Source organism: Pantoea ananatis PA13 (assembly GCF_000233595.1).
In the GTDB taxonomy this organism is placed as follows: domain Bacteria; phylum Pseudomonadota; class Gammaproteobacteria; order Enterobacterales; family Enterobacteriaceae; genus Pantoea; species Pantoea ananatis.
Genome location: NC_017554.1, coordinates 2,893,111 through 2,908,796 on the forward strand (window position 1 = coordinate 2,893,111; position 15,686 = coordinate 2,908,796).

A 15,686-nucleotide genomic window follows, 5' to 3' on the forward strand; every position below is an offset into this window, starting at 1 on the left:
GAAAAACTAAGCGCACCCGGTTAAAGTACGCCCAAATTTTTTATGAATTTAACTGAAACAGCGACATCTGAGACATATCGGTAAAAGTCTTGTATGAAGCCTGCAGCGCCTGCTGTTGCATGGTGTAGCTGGAGATCGCCTGGGTGTAATCAACGTCCACCAGGCTGCTCATCTGGGAATCATAAATGACCTTGCGATCGTCCCCCTGCGCATTCAACGTATCTAACTCTTTCAACTGAGTACCGATCTCGGAACGGACGCTGAGCACGTTGTTCAACGAGTTGCTCAAACCACGGCTGGTTTTATCCATTGCCGCAGAAAACGTGGCTTTCGTCGCATCGTCCGCGCCGTTTTGCGGCACTTTCAGCGCACTGATCGCGCTGTCCAGCATGTTAAACAAGTTCGTTTCACTGGTACCGCCGTTAGGCTCTTTCACCGCATTGCTGGTGATAGACATCACGATGCTGTTACCAGTATGACCGATGGTCATGGTACGGTCAGTGTCCACTTTTTGCGTAATGGCGTCGGTTCCGCCCTGATAGGTCACTCCGCCCGCACCGTCCACAAACGGCGGGCTATCGGTTTTGTAACCCGCGAAAATATAGCGACCGTTGGCGTCTTTGCTGTTGACCTGGTTCAGTAACTGCGCACGCACGCCTTCCAGCTGAGTCGCATAGGAGGCGCGGTCATCATCGCTTAAGGAACCGTTTGCCGCGGCCACGATCATCGACTGCGCGCTCATGATGCTGTTCGTGACGCCGTTAAGGGTATTTTCTTCCAGCGATAATCCCTGGTCGGCAAAGGTACGCGCAACAGAATACTGGCTTGCCTGCGCCTGCGTTTGCGACAGCACGACCGCACGCGATGCGGCAATCGGGTCGTCTGAAGGATTAGACACTCTGAGTCCGGTGGAAAGCTGTTTTCCCGCGTTTAACCAGGAGGATTGCGCATCGCTAACGCCGCGAACCTGCTGGTCAAAAATCATATTTGTACTGAGTCGCATGATGTCCTCTGCTTTTAGTTGATGCTAAGCAGGGCGTCAAAAACGGTGCTGGCCGTTTTTAAAACCTGCGCATTCGCCATGTAATATTGTTGGTATTTCGTCAGGTTCGCGTACTCTTCATCCAGGTTCACGCCAGAAACAGACTGCTGGCGGTTGGTTAGCTGCGTCACCACGTTCTGCTGTGTCGTGCTGGCGGTTTTGAGTGCCTGAGTTTTGTTGCCAACGGTACTCACCATCGCGCCGTAAGCCTGGGAAATCGTCGCGTTGCCGTTAACAATTTTGGCATCCTGCAACGCCAGCAGCTTTTGCGCATTGCGGTTATCACTTTCACCGCCGGTCGCGGCCGCAGCGGCGATTTGCGATCCGCTGGTAATAGCAACCGACATGCCGTTAACCACGTTCTGAACCGGCTTCACCAGGAAACTGTCTTTGGCGTTTGGCGTGCCGTTGACCGTCAGGCTCATTCCATCCAGATTAAGCGTCGTAACGCCGCCCGAGGTCGTGGGTGTAAGCGTGGTTTTGCTGTTATCTGACAAACGTGTCGCTGACCAGTTTGTCCCGTCATAGCTGACGGTATAGTTTGATGCCTGCAGGGCACTGGTGTTAGTCCACGCGGCCGTCAGGGTGGCAGAAGAGGTATTTTTGCTGTCCCCCTGCGCCGTAGGAGTGCCGATATTAAAGAAGTCGACGCCCTGATTACCGTTGCTGTCGAAGCCTTGCTTATGCACGGCGTTAAAACTGGTTGTAAAGGCCGCCGCTAACTGGCCCAGTTGGTTTTGTGCCAGGTCCAGATCCTGCGAACGAAAGCTCAGCATACCGCCCAGCGAACCCGTAGTTATGGATGATTCGGGAAGCTGCACGTTGCCAGCTTGTGGATCAACATAACCCACTGTGGTGCGAGTCAGGTCACTGCTGGAGGGCATAGCCACCAGTTTGGTGGACTGAAAACCATTCACCAGCGAAAGACCGTTAGCCATGGAAACGGTATAGCTTCCATCTTGTTGTGACACTGTCACACCAACGATATTATTCAGACCGTTGACTAACTGATCGCGCTGATCCAGCAAATCATTCGGTGTTGCACCGTTAGCCGTGCTGAGTTTGGCAATTTGCTGGTTAAGATTCGAGATCTGCGTGGTGAAGGTATTAATCTGATCAACATCAGAGGCAATGTTGGTGTTCACGCTGTTTTGCATGTTGGTCAGGTACTGCGCCTGGGTCTGGAACTGGTTAACCAACCCCTGCGAGTTGCTGAGCATCGACTGACGCGCCGCCGGATCGTTGGCGTTACTGACCACGTTCTGCATGTTGCTGAAGAAGCCCTGAATCGCCGTCGACAGGTTAGTGGTCGAGGTCGACATCAGATCGTCAATGTTCGATACCTGCGAATACTGTGTATTCGCTGCGTTATAGGTGGCTGACGAACCGCGCAGCTGAGCCGCGATAAAACTATCATATTCACGCTGAACGCCAGTGACGTTAACGCCATTGCCGTAATAGCTTTTCCCCTGCAGGGTACTGTTTGCTTCGGCCAGAATGGTGGTCTGACGTGAGTAACCCGCGACAGTGTAGTTACTGATATTGTTACTGGTCGTGCTTAAGGCGGCCTGTGCGGCACTGAGCCCGCTCATTGCGGAGTTAATTATGCTGGACATCTCGGTTCCTTACATTCCCCCGTTAACCGGGTTGCTGTCATCAGTGTGGTCGCCAACATGCGCTGGCGCGCCTGGCTCTTGCTGTTATTATCGGCATGCTTAAGTGAAACTTGAGGCGGAATAATCAGAACAGCGTACTTAAATCCTGGCTATAGGCTTTAACGACTTTTTCGCCCATGCTCTTGAATTGCTGGATCATTCCTACCAGTTTTTGTGCGTATTTCGGATCGGTCGCATAACCCGCGGCCTGTAATGCCTGCGCGCCCTGCTCGGCACTTTGCGCATTGGCCACGGCCGCATAACGCGGATTATTCGAAATCAGTTTGACGTAGTCGTTTAACGCTTCGAAATAGGAGCCATAGACCCGGAATGTCGCGCGCACTTTTTTCGCTTCGCCATGCTCGTATTCGGTGGTCATGATATCGGTTGTTTCGCCCTTCCAGTTGCCGCTGGCTTTAATGCCGAAGACGTTGTAGCTCGGCTTGCCGTCACGGGTCAGGATTTGACGCTGCCCCCAGCCGGACTCCAGCGCGGCCTGCGCCAGAATCAGGTGGTGAGGAATACCGCTTTGCTGGCTGGCAGCCTGAGCAGGCTGCGTCAGTTGCGCAATAAAATCGCGGCTGTCGCTGGGCAGACCGGTCGGAGATGGCGCGGGCAGGCGCGGCATCGCTTTACGCACCATCTGCTCCAGCGGCGTTGCCCCTATGCTGCTCATGATAAAGCTGTTATCCAGCTTCATCGGAACGGTTCCGGCGGTTTCGTCCGGTGCTTTGGCGGGTTCCATCTGTTTAACGATAATATCCGCCAGGCCCAGGCCACGTTTACCAATATCCTGCGCAATCTGCTGATCGTACATTGACGTGAAAAGTTTGGTCTGTTCATTGCTGAGTATGCCGTCCTGCGGTAGCGCCTCGCGCATACTCTTCAGCATCATCTGAACAAACATCCCTTCGACCTGCTGTGCCACCTGTAGCGCTTTTCCTTTCGGATCAACAGTCACCTGGCGTTTAAGGTCATTCAGTGAGCGGCTGTCGAAAGCCGCATTCATCAGCGATTGCGCATCGTTCATCAGATAATTTCCAGTTTAGCGCGCAGGCAACCCGCGCTTTGCATTGACTGCAAAATAGACATCAGTTCGATAGGCGATGCCCCCAGGGCATTGAGCGCGCGCACGACACTGTTCAGGTTGGCGCTGGAGTTAACCCGTTGGAGAGCGCCGCCGCTCTGACGCAGATCGATCTGCGTATTGGTGGTGGCCACGGTTTGTCCACCCGCCAGTGGCGTATCAGGCTGGCTCACGTTTTGCTGCTGATTGACCGTGACTGACAGGTTGCCCTGCGCGACGGCACAGGTATTCAGTTTCACTTCACGGTTCATGACGACAGAGCCGGTACGTGAGTTGATGATCACCTTGGCATCTTCTACAGGGACAGACACATCGATATTCTGTATCTCAGCCAGTAAGCGAACCTGTGCACCGTTATTCGGCGATACGCGGACCTGCACAGTGCGCGCATCCAGCGGCTGAGCAGAACCGTATCCGCCACGGGCGTTAATGGCATCCGCAATACGCTGCGCCATAGAGAAATCTTCGGTGTTGAGCTGCAGGTTGATGGTGTTCTGCGAGCCAAAGTTGCTCTGCAGCTCACGTTCAACCGTGGCACCATCGGTAATACGTCCCCCGTTAAGCTGGTTGACCTGCACGCTGCTGCCGCCTGCTGCGGCACCCGCGCCGCCGACCAGGATGTTGCCCTGAGCCAGCGCATAGACCTGGTTATCGACACCTTTCATCGGCGTCATTAACAGCGTACCGCCGCGCAGACTTTTCGCATTACCCATGGACGAGACAACCACGTCCAGCGTCTGTCCCTGGCGGGCAAACGAAGGCAGTTTTGCCGTCACCATAACCGCCGCCACGTTTTTGAGCTGCATGTTGGTGCCAGGCGGGACGGTAATGCCCAGCTGAGACAGCATGTTACTCACGGTCTGCGTGGTAAAAGGCGTCTGGGTGGTCTGGTCACCGGTACCGTCAAGGCCAACCACCAGTCCGTAGCCCAGCAGTTGGTTATCACGCACGCCCTGAACAGTGGTTAAATCGCGAATCAGATCGGCACGGGCCATCAGGCTTACGCCTAACAGTAACCCCAGACCGACACGCCATAATGCTAACTTTTTCATTGCAACCTCTTAGAACGGCGAGATATTCAGGAAGAAGCGCTGCAACCAGCCCATATTCTGCGCTTCATTGATATAACCATTTCCGACGTACTCAATACGTGCATCGGCGACGGCCGTTGATAACACCGCGTTGCTGGCGCTGATGGTGCGTGGGTTAACCACGCCCGAGAAGCGAATAAACTCGGTGCCCTGGTTGATCTCAATCTGTTTTTCCCCGACCACGTGCAGGTTGCCATTCGACAGAACCTGATCCACCGTGACGGTGATGGTGCCGGTAAAGGTGTTATTGGCAGAAGCCCCGCCTTTACCAGCGAAATCATTTTTGCCACCCGCCGCAAAGTTGGCTTTCTCGCCCGATGCGCCGGCTAAACCGGCTAAACCGGTAGGAACGGCCGTGATGCCCAGACTGCCGCTGCCGTTACGGCTGGCATTCGAGGTTGAACTTTTGCTGGCGCTGACGTTTTCCTGCAAGGTGATGGTCAGCGTATCGCCGATATTACGTGGACGACGATCCTCAAACAGCGGCTGATAACCGTAGTTAAGCGGCGCGACGCCCTGAAAAATTGAACCGTTCACCACCGGTGGTGCAGATGGCAACGGCTGAGCCGTGGTCGCCCCTTGCACCAACGGCGTGCGCGGTACCAGTGCACAACCGTTAAGAGTGAGTAGCAAGCTTGCTACTAACCAATGTCCAGGCTTGAGAATATGTTGCATCGCCACGGAGTCACGACCTTATAAATGACTGTTCTTCAGGCCAGCCTGCGCCGGCCCTGTTCGTATTACAGCTGAGTTAACTTCGCCAGCATTTGATCGGAGGTGCTGATCGCTTTGCTGTTAATTTCATACGCGCGCTGCGTCTGGATCATGGTGACCAGCTCTTCCGCAACGTTAACGTTGGAGGTTTCGGCATAGCCCTGATACAGCAAACCTGCACCGTTCTGGCCCGGCGTACTGTCAGTCGGGGCACCGGATGCCTGGGTTTCTTTGTAGAGGTTTTCACCCACGCTATCGAGACCGGCATTGTTCATAAAGGTGCTCAGCGTTAACTGACCAACCTGGGCGGCCTGTGTCTGCCCCTGCTGGGTAACGCTCACCACACCATCGCGCGACACGGTAATGCTGGTGGCGTTAGCGGGAATCGTGATGCCAGGCTGAACCGGGAAACCGGAGTTGGTCACTAACTGACCATTCTGATCGACCTGAAACGAACCATCACGGGTGTAAGCAGACGTACCATCTGGCATCTGGATTTGGAAAAAACCCTGTCCGTTAATGGCGATATCTTTTGAGTTATTGGTCTGCGACAGGTTGCCCTGGGTATGCAGACGTTCGGTCGTCACCGGACGTACACCGGTACCAATTTGCAAACCTGACGGCAGCGTGGTTTGCTCAGATGACTGGGTACCCGGCTGACGCATCGTCTGGTACATCAGGTCTTCAAATACCGCACGTGAACGTTTAAAGCCATTGGTACTGACGTTTGCCAGGTTGTTGGCGATAACGTCCATGTTCATCTGCTGGGCATCAAGACCGGTTTTCGCGATCCATAAAGAACGAATCATGTATTTATCCTCGTGCCTTAGCTGCCGATGCTCAGCAACTGATTGGCTTTCTGTTCGTTTTCGTTGACGTTTGAAATGACTTTCATCTGCATCTCAAAACGTCGGGCATTGGCGATCATATCGACCATGGTCTCAACCGGTTTGACGTTACTGCCTTCCAGAACGCCGGGCATCACCTGCATGTTCGGATCGGCCTGCAGTGCGGCACCGCGAGTCGCCTGCGTTGCGGCGGTCGGACGGAACATGCCATCATCACCGCGCTGTAACTCTTTACCTGTTGCCTGAACCAGCTTCAGACGACCCAGTTGCACGGTGGCATTGGGTGAGTCGCCAGCGTTCAGTCCGGTAATCGAACCGTCAGCCGCAATCGTGATCTCTGAACCTTGTGGGATCACAATCGGGCCGCCCTCGCCCATGACGGGATTGCCCTGCACCGTCAGCGTGCCGTCCGAACGGATTTGCATGTTGCCGTTGCGGGTATAGGCTTCGCTGCCGTCTGCAGTACGCACTGCAAGCCAGCCATCCTGCTGCATCGCCACGTCCAGCGGACGTTCGGTGTAATCCATTGCACCCTGACTCATATCGGCACCCGGCGTGGATGCCGTTACCAGCGTACGCGTAGGCAGTGACCAGCCGTTAACCGGTACAGCACGCAACGCGTTCAACTGCGCCCGGAAACCGGGCGTTGAGGCGTTGGCGAGGTTGCTGGCGGTAACCGCCTGCTGATCCAGTGTCTGACTGGCCGCGCCCATCGCGGTATATATCGCGTGATCCATAGAGCAATCCCGTTAGCGAATTAACGTAAGTTGACCAGGGTGTTAAGGATCTGGTCCTGCGTTTTGATGGTCTGCGCGTTCGCCTGATAGTTGCGTTGCGCGACGATCATGTTGACCAGCTCTTTACTCATATCGACGTTCGAAGACTCCAGCGCACCTGCGGTCAGTGAACCAAATGTTCCGGTGTTCGCCAGGCCAACAGCGGCCTGTCCAGACGCATTCGTTTCTGCCCAGACGTTGTCGCCCTGAGATTTCAGACCTTCCGGGTTAGAGAAGCTGGCCAGTACGATCTGTCCCAGCAGCTGAGTGCGTTGGTTGGAGTAACTGCCGGTGATGGTACCGTCATTGTTGATGGCGTAGCTGGTCAGGTCGCCAGGCGCGTAGCCGTTTTGTGTGGCGTTACCAAACGTGGTGGCACCGGTGTTTTGCTGCAGGCTGCCCACAAAGTTCAAGGCGACGGTGGTACCGTTTGCGCCATTCACACCAGGAATGGTCACGGTAGCGGTGCTGGCCGTGGTTGAGCCCGCGACGACATTGCCGGTCGCATCCAGTGAAGAAACGCCCGTCAGCTGACCGTTGGCATTGTAGCTCATCTGGTAATTACCCACGTTTGAGCCCGCAGTGGAGTCAATGCCGTGAATTTTCCAGGTGTTGTCTGCGGTTTTAACGAAGTACAGGTCAAGCGAGTGCGAGTTACCCTGAGTGTCGTACATGGTGATGGTGTTTTTGGCGCTGTACGTCGTTGGGTCAGTCGCCGAGAACTTGGTGTCATCCAGTGCTGCAGACGTGGAGTTCAGCTTCGCAACCTGATTCGCCGTGGTGGTGGCATTCGCCGGCATTTGCGTGGTAGGGATTTTAATCGCAACCGGGCTCGCACCGGTCTGGATTGTGGGTGGCACGCCTGACGCCGGATAGCCGGTCACATTCAGACCCTGGGTATTCACCAGGTTACGGTTCTGGTCCAGCGTGAACTGGCCGTTACGGGAATAGGAAACCGCACCCGCCGAGTTGGTCAGACGGAAAAAACCGTTGCCGCTCAGCGCAACATCCAGCCCACGGCTGGTGGTGGTGGTAGAGCCATCGTTGAAGTTCTGGATAACGGCCGCAACTTTTGTACCCAAACCCACGTTAGAGCCGGCAAACATATCGGCAAACGCGATGGTACTGGATTTGAAGCCCGCTGTGGCGGAGTTAGCGATGTTGTTACCGATAACGTCCAGGTTACTTGAGGCAGCGCCGAGACCGCTGACCGCTTGTGAAAATGACATTTAAACCTCTCCTGTCTACAGGTGAATCAGAGAATCTGACGTACGTCGTCAAGGGTGGCGGAGCCCATGGTGCCGAGATCCAGTTTTGCGGTATTACCCGCCGTGCTTACGCCATTGACGTAGGCATAATTGAGTGGCTGAGCCACCTGTTGACCGCTGCTGTTACTGGCAGCAATCGCAACCTTGTATTTCCCGTCTGGCGCCACGCTGCCATCCGGTAATTTGCCGTCCCACGAGAACGTATGGACGCCGGCGCTCAGTGCGCCCAGATCCTGAGTGCTCACCACGTTGCCTTGCGCGTCGCTAATCGTCGCCGTGGCGGTAGTGGCCGCGTTGGTCAGCTCAACGCCGAATGGCGTCGTGGTGCCTTTGCGGACCAGAATCTGAGAGCCATTCACCATCACGCCATGCCCAATCAGCGTGGAGCTCTGCAGAGACTGGCTGGTGCTGATCTGGCCGGAAATGGATCCCAGCGTGGTATTGAGTTTTTCAATGCCGCTCAGGGTGTTGATCTGTGCCAGCTGCGTTGTCAGCTGGCTGTTATCCATCGGATTGGTCGGATCCTGGTTTTGCAGCTGCGTGACCAGCATGGTCAGGAACTGGTTTTGCAGGTCCTGAGAGCTGTTCCCCGTTCCGGTGCTGGATGAACTCAGTACCGTGGGGTCCAGCTTCTCGTTAACGCCTACCGAAATAGCCATTATTTTTCTCCGTTACTGACCCATCGTCAGCGTTTTCATCATCATCGACTTCACGGTATTCAGCACCTCGACGTTAGCCTGGTAGCTGCGTGACGCCGACATGGTGTTAACCGTTTCGGCTACCACGTCCACGTTAGGCATCTTCACGTACCCTTTGGCATCGGCCATGGGATTACCTGGGTCATACACCAGTTTTGCCGGGGTCGGATCGTCCACCACCTGCGCCACTTTCACTCCACCCGTTGCGGCGCCAGCGGCGGCATCGGTCTGAAAAACGACCTGTTTTGCCACGTAAGGCTGTCCGTCCGGACCGGTTACGCTGTCGGCGTTTGCCAGGTTACTGGCGCTGACGTTTAATCGCTGTGATTGCGCGGTCATCGCTGAACCGGCAATGTCAAAAATATTAAGCAAGGCCATAATTATTGCCCTTGTAACACGCTCATCATGCCCTTGATCTGGCTACTGATAAGCGTGAGGTCGGTTTGATATTTCAGGCTGTTATCCGCGAACTGCGTACGTTCACGGTCCATATCCACGGTGTTACCGTCGGCTGATGGCTGATCCGGAATGCGATACAGCAAGTCTATTGACGGTGCCGAATTCGTCTGCGCTTCAATGTGGCGCGCCGACGTGACTTTAAGCGCCAGGCTACTGCCTTCAGCACGTCCATTCGCCATTGCCCGATTCAGCTCGCTGGCAAAGTCGATATCCCTGGCCTGATAGCCCGGGGTGTCGGCGTTGGCAATGTTTGATGCCAGAATCTCCTGACGTTGAGCTCGCAGGTTAAGGGCTTCGGTACCGAAATGTAGCGCCGCATCGAGTTTGTCGAGCATGCTTCCTCCGCAAATGAGAATTTCGAGCTGGCAGCTTAATCGGGAAAAAGCAAGAGTCATCGTCTGAATAACGCCTCAAATCGTCGCTATTTTTGCTCTTGAGTTTTTTTTTATGCGCGTACACTCGTTGGCATCATCAGTGAGGAAAAGCACATGCGTGGATATTCAGCCCTGTTAGCAAGCCTGCTGGCCCTGATTGCCCTACCCGTAATGGCAGGCGATTTCAGCGCCCAACTGAGCCAGTTTTTTAAGGCACGCGATCCCCAGCACGCGGCCGGAATGAATGTGGTGATTCGTACGCCGCAGGCCCAGTGGCCAGAATGTGAGGCCCCGCAGTTTACCCTGCCGGGCAACAGCCGGGCCTGGGGCAACATGAGCGTGGCGGCTAACTGTGGTGAGAACCGTCGTTATATTCAGGTCCAGGTTCAGGTAACCGGTGACTATCTGGTCGCAACAAAATTAATTGCCCGTGGCAGCACCGTCACCAAAGAGGATTTCCGTATTGAAAACGGACGTCTTGATAACCTGCCCCCGCGCACACTGTTCACCGATGAGTCCGTAGCGGATTCGGTGGTCCTGCGCGACATCCAGCCGGGACAACCCGTGAGTCAGTCCATGCTGCGCCAACCGTGGCGGGTCAAAGCGGGTCAGGACGTGATGGTGGTGGCCAGCGGAGACGGATTTGACGCCAGCGGCGAAGGCAAAGCGTTAAACAACGGTACGATTTCACAGTGGGTTCGGGTGCGTATGGGAAATGGCCAGGTTGTGAGTGGCCGGGTGAGCGATGATGGGAAAATTCTTATAACACTATAAAACATTAAAGAAGCCTGTTTATCTGCCGATAGAAGAATCAGCTAAGCGATTACGCTATTATGATTCAGGTGGCAGACTCCCCTGACTTTACAGGAGCCCGAATATGAGCATCGACAGAACACAACCGACAAAGCCCGCCAGCACTGTGCAAACACGTGACAGCAGCGAGCAACAAACTACCCGCGTGCGTCAGAGCAGCACCACGACTGCTACAACGCCTGCGGCCGCTCAGGTCAGCCTGAGCAGCGCACAAGCACAGCTGATGCAGCCCGGCAGCCAGGACATTAACGTCCAGCGCGTAGAACAATTAAAAACCGCCATTCGCAATGGCGAGTTGAAGATGGATACCGGCAAAATCGCTGATGCGCTGATTGCCGACACTAAGGCGTATTTAGAGGGTAAATAATCCCCATGAGTAATTTGCTGACCACGTTAGATAAGATGCAGGAAGTGCTGGTGTCTCTGGCCATCGTTCTGGATGAAGAGCAACAGCAGCTGTCGTCTGGAATGATCAACAGCAACAACCTGCAGCGTATTACGGAAGACAAGAGCGCGCTGCTGAGTACGTTGAATTATTTAGACGAGATGCGTCGCAGCAACGAGAAAAGTCTGGGTACATCTGCACCTTATCGTGGTCAAAGTGACATGGCGCGCCGCTGGGAAGGTATTCAGCAGCATACGCGTCGGTTGCATAACGCAAATACGCACAATGGTATTCTGTTGCAGCATCAAATTACCTTTACCCATGACGCGTTAGACATTTTGAAGCCGCATCAGACGCAGGCGTTTTATGGTCCGGATGGTAAAGGACAGGGCCAGGCAACGTTAAGTCGTAAAGTCTGACCTGTTTTCCTCCCTCCCGGTATCGCGGGCTGCCTCAGCGAATCTGATGCAGGCGTGACCCTGGCAGGCGTAAAAAAGCCGTCATCTCGCCGAGAAGATGGCTTTTTTTGTATCCGATCGCCGGAATCTCCCCTCCTCTGCGCCCAGCTTAACCCTTCTTCTCTCTGCTTCGCGCCTGACGGAATGACGCAATGCACTCACGGGTACGCCAGGCGCATCCCGCGATATTCTCCGCAAGGCAGGCGATTCAGCCTGTTCGCCCAAAGGCCTACGGTTGAACGTCTCAGTTAGTGCTGTACGACGTTGTGCAGAGTGCCGACAGACGCGCGTTCACCAGACAGGTAAAACGCGCGCCTTAATCCTTTCCCGGCTTAAAATGCCTCCCAGTTTTCATGTCCACGTTCAGGCGGAATGATTGGCGCCACAGCCGCTTTCAGGGTCGCAGGGAGAGTGGCGTTCGCATGTTTCAAAGGCGGGCTTTCAAGTTTGAAAACCGAAACGGCCTGGGTCAGTTTGTCAGCCTGCTCTTCAAGCGAGGCGGCTGCAGCCGAGGCCTGCTCAACCAACGACGCGTTCTGCTGTGTCACATCATCCATCTCGGTAACGGCCAGGCTGACCTGCTGAATGCCCCGGCTCTGCTCATCGGAGGCCGCCGCGATCTCCGAAATGATGTCATTTACCCGACGGAAAGCTTCTACCGTTTCCATCATGGTGCTACCCGCATTGCTGACAAGCGTGGTGCCGCCGTTGATAAGCCCGACCGAAGCAGAAATGAGCCCTTCGATCTCTTTGGCCGCCTGCGCGCTTCGCTGCGCCAGACTGCGCACTTCGCTGGCAACCACGGCGAATCCGCGGCCCTGTTCTCCTGCCCGCGCGGCTTCCACCGCCGCATTTAGCGCAAGAATGTTGGTCTGGAAGGCAATGCTGTTGATGACGCTGGTGATCTCGGCAATCTTTTTCGAACTGCCGGAGATATCGTCCATGGTTTTCACCACGCGATTAACGATGTTCCCGCCCGTATGGGCTTTGTCAGAAGCGTCAGAGGCCAGCTGACAGGCATGGTGAGCATTGTCAGCGTTCTGTTTCACCGTGGCGGTCAGTTGCTCCATGCTTGCCGCTGTCTGTTCCAGTGACGCCGCCTGTTGTTCTGTTCTTGACGAGAGATCGGTATTCCCGGAAGAAATTTCTCCCGCGCTCTGAAGAATGGCAATGGCACCATCGCGCACGGTTCCAACCGTACTCGACAGCGAGGACTGCATCAGTTGAAGACGCGAGAGCAGCAGGCCTGGCTCGTTTCGGCCACAAACGTCAGGCGGTAGCGTCAAGTCACCATGTGCAATCAGGTCGATACGCGAGAGGGATTGCCGTAACGGGGTGATAATGACCTTTTTCAAAAGAACAAAAGCCAGGAGTACGATCGTCACCGATGCCACAAAAGCCGCCAGCATCGTGATATAGCCCGTATTCACCTGATCCACCGCATCCTGTTTTATCGCCTGCGACCGCTGATTGCGCATATCAATCGCTTTCATCAACACATCTTTATAAGCTTTATCGAGTCTGTCGGCTTCCGTTTCATCGGCGATGATTTCTTCAAAGCTTCCCTGTTTCGCCGCGTCAATCATCGGCAGCAAACCTTTACGAAGATAATCGCTGAAACGTGCCTGAAGCTGTGTATCAATATCCGCGCCTTCGGGCGATTTGACGGCGCGATGCAGATAAATGTTAAGCCCTTTCTCTGCCTTCTTCAGGCTGACATCTGTTGCAAGTAAATGCGCTTTATAGTTATCCGTGTCCGCAATGCGCGCGGCGGCACCCGCCTGAATAATTTGCAGCCGCGCCGAACGCATATGTGTCGAACTGTCGAGCAGCCCCTGGCGAACCGCAATCTCGTCAGTCGAATCATCCAGCGAGTGTTTGCCCTGAGCAAGAAACCAGGCCGAAAGGCCTATGCCAGAGACGAATAACAGTAAGATGCAGCCAAATACCAGGCTGAATAAAGGAACAAGCTTAAGGTTATGCCAGAGACTCAGCTTGACGTTGTCATTGGCTGTGATGTGCATTTTCGTCCTCTCCTTATGTGATGAACTGTTTATAGTCATCGGCAGGAAAAGGGCAGTTTTTACGATGAAATTGACCTCAGAATCAATTCCTTACAACATGTCATCATTCTCACGTGATGTTTTTAATAAAGCTAAATATCACGTCAACAGACCTGTTTTTTTAACAATTTTTTAGGAAAAAACATCTTACTGTCACAAAGACGTTCAACGTGAATATCAGGCTGAGCGCGATATTCACGCGGCAGCTTATGACGTTCACTGTCGCCTTGGGTTAAACAACAAAAAGGCCGCAACGTGCGCCGTTGCGGCCTTGCTTACAGGTGACGCGCCGAATGAGGTTCAGCGCAGGTTTATATTCAGACGGTTGTGCGCCGTGCGTAATCCCGCAGGCGAAAACCCATCAGCCCCAGAGCCAGGAAGTAGGCTCCCCCGCCTACCGCACAGACTAATGCGAGTCGCAGCAGGCGCCAGAGCATATTCCCTTGTTCCCAGACGGGCATCCAGTACAGCATGCCAAACAGCGCGGCTGCCATTATCGCGACGGCCACCAGTAAGCGCAGCAGAAAACCCAGCCAGCCCGGCTGCGGCTGGAAGATCTTCTTTTTGCGCAACTGGCAGTAAAGCAGTGCAGCATTGAGGCAGGCCCCCAGACCAATCGAGAGCGCGAGGCCAGCATGCTTAAGGGGGCCGATAAAGGCCAGGTTCATGAGCTGAGTCACGATCAGCGTGATAATGGCAATTTTGACCGGGGTTTTAATGTCCTGGCGCGAATAAAATCCCGGTGCCAGGACTTTCACGACAATCAGCCCCATCAGCCCGACCGAATAGGCAACAAGCGCGCGCTGGGTCATGGCGGCATCGAACGCGGTGAATTTGCCATACTGGAACAGCGCGACAGTCAGGGGACCGGATAACATTCCCAAGGCTACCGCGCTGGGTAACGCCAGCAAAAAGCACAAACGCAGGCCCCAGTCCATTAAGCGTGAATACTCATCGTGATTGCCGCTGGAGAAACTTTTCGCCAGCGACGGTAACAAGATGGTGCCCAGCGCCACGCCCAACACGCCGGAAGGAAACTCCATCAGACGATCGGCATAGTACATCCAGGAGACAGAGCCCGATACCAGGAAAGAGGCAAAAATGGTGTTGATAATCAGCGAGATTTGACTGACGGAGACGCCCAGGATGGCGGGCCCCATCTGACGCATGACGCGCCACACACCTGCATCACGTAGGTTAAGACGCGGCAGTACCAGCATGCCGAGTTTCTTGAGGTGCGGTAACTGATAGCCTAACTGCAGCAGTCCACCCACGACGACGGCCCACGCCAGCGCCATCACTGGCGGATGGAAATGCGGCGCCGCAAACAGGGCAAAACCAATCATGCTGACGTTCAGCAGCGTGGGCGCAAAAGCCGGTACGGAAAAGCGGTTCCAGGTGTTAAGTATTGCTCCGGCCAGGGAGGCAAGGGAGATCAACAGAATATAGGGAAAGGTGACGCGCAGCAGCGCGCTGGTCAGGGCGAATTTATCCGCCGTATCCGCGAATCCCGGCGCAGTGACCAGAATGACCCAGGGCGCGGCAACCATTCCCGCAACCGTCACAACAGCCAATGCCAGCGTCAGCAGCCCCGATACGTAGGCAACAAACAACCGCGTCGCCTCTTCTCCCTGCTTGCTCTTGTACTCGGCTAAAATAGGCACAAAAGCCTGCGAGAATGCGCCTTCCGCAAAAATGCGTCGCAGCAGATTCGGCAGTTTAAAGGCAACAAAGAAGGCATCGGTAGCCATACCGGCCCCGAATACGCGCGCCACAATGGCATCACGGGCGAAGCCCAGCACGCGGGAAAACAGCGTCATGGAACTGACCGCTGCCAGCGATTTCAACAAATTCATAATTGACGGGGCATCCTGAAAAAAATCGGCAAATGCGTGACTTAGCACGGGTTATGTCACATCTCGGCCGATAGTCTACTGCCATCGCGCGAAATGACC

The 15,686-nt window shown here is 54.8% G+C and carries 16 protein-coding genes; 3 read left to right on the forward strand and 13 right to left on the reverse strand.

Annotated features, from left to right (window positions below; genetic code table 11):
- Window positions 1–40 precede the first annotated feature (40 nt).
- From flgL to flgB, 11 genes are all read right to left on the reverse strand, one after another.
- Complete coding sequence (gene flgL, locus PAGR_RS13615; protein WP_013025357.1) at window positions 41–1,003, reverse strand: flagellar hook-associated protein FlgL; 963 nt, start codon at window positions 1,001–1,003, stop codon at window positions 41–43.
- 14 nt (window positions 1,004–1,017) lie between these two features.
- Complete coding sequence (gene flgK / locus PAGR_RS13620) at window positions 1,018–2,658, reverse strand: flagellar hook-associated protein FlgK (protein WP_014593422.1); 1,641 nt, start codon at window positions 2,656–2,658, stop codon at window positions 1,018–1,020.
- Window positions 2,659–2,782: 124 nt separating this feature from the next.
- Entirely contained in the window at window positions 2,783–3,727 is a 945-nt protein-coding gene (flgJ, locus tag PAGR_RS13625; RefSeq protein ID WP_013025355.1) for a flagellar assembly peptidoglycan hydrolase FlgJ, read from the reverse strand.
- Complete coding sequence (locus PAGR_RS13630; protein WP_014606133.1) at window positions 3,727–4,836, reverse strand: flagellar basal body P-ring protein FlgI; 1,110 nt, start codon at window positions 4,834–4,836, stop codon at window positions 3,727–3,729. Before PAGR_RS13630 ends, flgJ begins: the two co-directional genes overlap by 1 nt.
- Window positions 4,837–4,845: 9 nt before the next feature.
- Window positions 4,846–5,550, reverse strand: coding sequence for a flagellar basal body L-ring protein FlgH (locus PAGR_RS13635; protein ID WP_014593420.1), 705 nt, complete (start codon window positions 5,548–5,550; stop codon window positions 4,846–4,848).
- A gap of 65 nt (window positions 5,551–5,615) precedes the next feature.
- Window positions 5,616–6,398, reverse strand: a complete 783-nt coding sequence (gene flgG / locus PAGR_RS13640; protein ID WP_013025352.1) for a flagellar basal-body rod protein FlgG — start codon at window positions 6,396–6,398, stop codon at window positions 5,616–5,618.
- A 17-nt stretch (window positions 6,399–6,415) separates the two neighbouring features.
- Window positions 6,416–7,174, reverse strand: a complete 759-nt coding sequence (locus PAGR_RS13645; RefSeq protein ID WP_014593419.1) for a flagellar basal body rod protein FlgF — start codon at window positions 7,172–7,174, stop codon at window positions 6,416–6,418.
- Window positions 7,175–7,194: 20 nt separating this feature from the next.
- Window positions 7,195–8,442, reverse strand: coding sequence for a flagellar hook protein FlgE (gene flgE / locus PAGR_RS13650; protein WP_014606134.1), 1,248 nt, complete (start codon window positions 8,440–8,442; stop codon window positions 7,195–7,197).
- Between the two features lie 26 nt (window positions 8,443–8,468).
- Window positions 8,469–9,140 (reverse strand): flagellar hook assembly protein FlgD, encoded by a 672-nt coding sequence (flgD, locus tag PAGR_RS13655; RefSeq protein ID WP_014606135.1) that lies wholly within the window; start codon window positions 9,138–9,140, stop codon window positions 8,469–8,471.
- A 12-nt stretch (window positions 9,141–9,152) separates the two neighbouring features.
- The gene (gene flgC / locus PAGR_RS13660; RefSeq protein WP_013025348.1) at window positions 9,153–9,557 is read right to left on the reverse strand and encodes a flagellar basal body rod protein FlgC; all 405 of its coding nucleotides are present in this window, start codon (window positions 9,555–9,557) and stop codon (window positions 9,153–9,155) included.
- A gap of 2 nt (window positions 9,558–9,559) precedes the next feature.
- A complete protein-coding gene (gene flgB, locus PAGR_RS13665) occupies window positions 9,560–9,973 on the reverse strand; it encodes a flagellar basal body rod protein FlgB (RefSeq protein ID WP_014606136.1) in 414 nt (137 codons plus the stop codon).
- Between the two features lie 153 nt (window positions 9,974–10,126).
- Here flgB and flgA point away from each other — a divergent pair, with 153 nt between their 5' ends.
- The 3 genes from flgA to PAGR_RS13680 all read left to right on the forward strand — a co-directional run bounded on the left by flgA (window position 10,127) and on the right by PAGR_RS13680 (window position 11,629).
- Window positions 10,127–10,786: a flagellar basal body P-ring formation chaperone FlgA gene (gene flgA, locus PAGR_RS13670; protein ID WP_014593417.1), complete on the forward strand. Its 660-nt coding sequence runs from the start codon at window positions 10,127–10,129 to the stop codon at window positions 10,784–10,786.
- A gap of 103 nt (window positions 10,787–10,889) precedes the next feature.
- Window positions 10,890–11,192, forward strand: a complete 303-nt coding sequence (flgM, locus tag PAGR_RS13675) for a flagellar biosynthesis anti-sigma factor FlgM (protein ID WP_013025345.1) — start codon at window positions 10,890–10,892, stop codon at window positions 11,190–11,192.
- 5 nt (window positions 11,193–11,197) lie between these two features.
- The gene (locus PAGR_RS13680) at window positions 11,198–11,629 is read left to right on the forward strand and encodes a flagella synthesis protein FlgN (RefSeq protein WP_013025344.1); all 432 of its coding nucleotides are present in this window, start codon (window positions 11,198–11,200) and stop codon (window positions 11,627–11,629) included.
- Between the two features lie 371 nt (window positions 11,630–12,000).
- Here PAGR_RS13680 and PAGR_RS13685 read toward each other — a convergent pair whose 3' ends face one another.
- Window positions 12,001–13,692: a methyl-accepting chemotaxis protein gene (locus PAGR_RS13685; protein WP_014606137.1), complete on the reverse strand. Its 1,692-nt coding sequence runs from the start codon at window positions 13,690–13,692 to the stop codon at window positions 12,001–12,003.
- Window positions 13,693–14,048: 356 nt separating this feature from the next.
- Window positions 14,049–15,587, reverse strand: coding sequence for a murein biosynthesis integral membrane protein MurJ (gene murJ / locus PAGR_RS13690; protein ID WP_014606138.1), 1,539 nt, complete (start codon window positions 15,585–15,587; stop codon window positions 14,049–14,051).
- Window positions 15,588–15,686: the final 99 nt, after the last annotated feature.

Bases quoted from the DNA above. Each gene is read 5' to 3' on its own strand.
- flgB (WP_014606136.1), bottom strand. From the start codon at position 9,973: ATGCTCGACAAACTCGATGCGGCGCTACATTTCGGTACCGAAGCCCTT.
- PAGR_RS13630 (WP_014606133.1), bottom strand. From the start codon at position 4,836: ATGAAAAAGTTAGCATTATGGCGTGTCGGTCTGGGGTTACTGTTAGGC.
- flgA (WP_014593417.1), top strand. From the start codon at position 10,127: ATGCGTGGATATTCAGCCCTGTTAGCAAGCCTGCTGGCCCTGATTGCC.
- PAGR_RS13645 (WP_014593419.1), bottom strand. From the start codon at position 7,174: ATGGATCACGCGATATATACCGCGATGGGCGCGGCCAGTCAGACACTG.
- PAGR_RS13685 (WP_014606137.1), bottom strand. From the start codon at position 13,692: ATGCACATCACAGCCAATGACAACGTCAAGCTGAGTCTCTGGCATAAC.
- flgM (WP_013025345.1), top strand. From the start codon at position 10,890: ATGAGCATCGACAGAACACAACCGACAAAGCCCGCCAGCACTGTGCAA.
- flgE (WP_014606134.1), bottom strand. From the start codon at position 8,442: ATGTCATTTTCACAAGCGGTCAGCGGTCTCGGCGCTGCCTCAAGTAAC.
- flgL (WP_013025357.1), bottom strand. From the start codon at position 1,003: ATGCGACTCAGTACAAATATGATTTTTGACCAGCAGGTTCGCGGCGTT.
- flgK (WP_014593422.1), bottom strand. From the start codon at position 2,658: ATGTCCAGCATAATTAACTCCGCAATGAGCGGGCTCAGTGCCGCACAG.
- PAGR_RS13680 (WP_013025344.1), top strand. From the start codon at position 11,198: ATGAGTAATTTGCTGACCACGTTAGATAAGATGCAGGAAGTGCTGGTG.
- flgD (WP_014606135.1), bottom strand. From the start codon at position 9,140: ATGGCTATTTCGGTAGGCGTTAACGAGAAGCTGGACCCCACGGTACTG.
- murJ (WP_014606138.1), bottom strand. From the start codon at position 15,587: ATGAATTTGTTGAAATCGCTGGCAGCGGTCAGTTCCATGACGCTGTTT.
- flgG (WP_013025352.1), bottom strand. From the start codon at position 6,398: ATGATTCGTTCTTTATGGATCGCGAAAACCGGTCTTGATGCCCAGCAG.
- PAGR_RS13635 (WP_014593420.1), bottom strand. From the start codon at position 5,550: ATGCAACATATTCTCAAGCCTGGACATTGGTTAGTAGCAAGCTTGCTA.
- flgC (WP_013025348.1), bottom strand. From the start codon at position 9,557: ATGGCCTTGCTTAATATTTTTGACATTGCCGGTTCAGCGATGACCGCG.
- flgJ (WP_013025355.1), bottom strand. From the start codon at position 3,727: ATGAACGATGCGCAATCGCTGATGAATGCGGCTTTCGACAGCCGCTCA.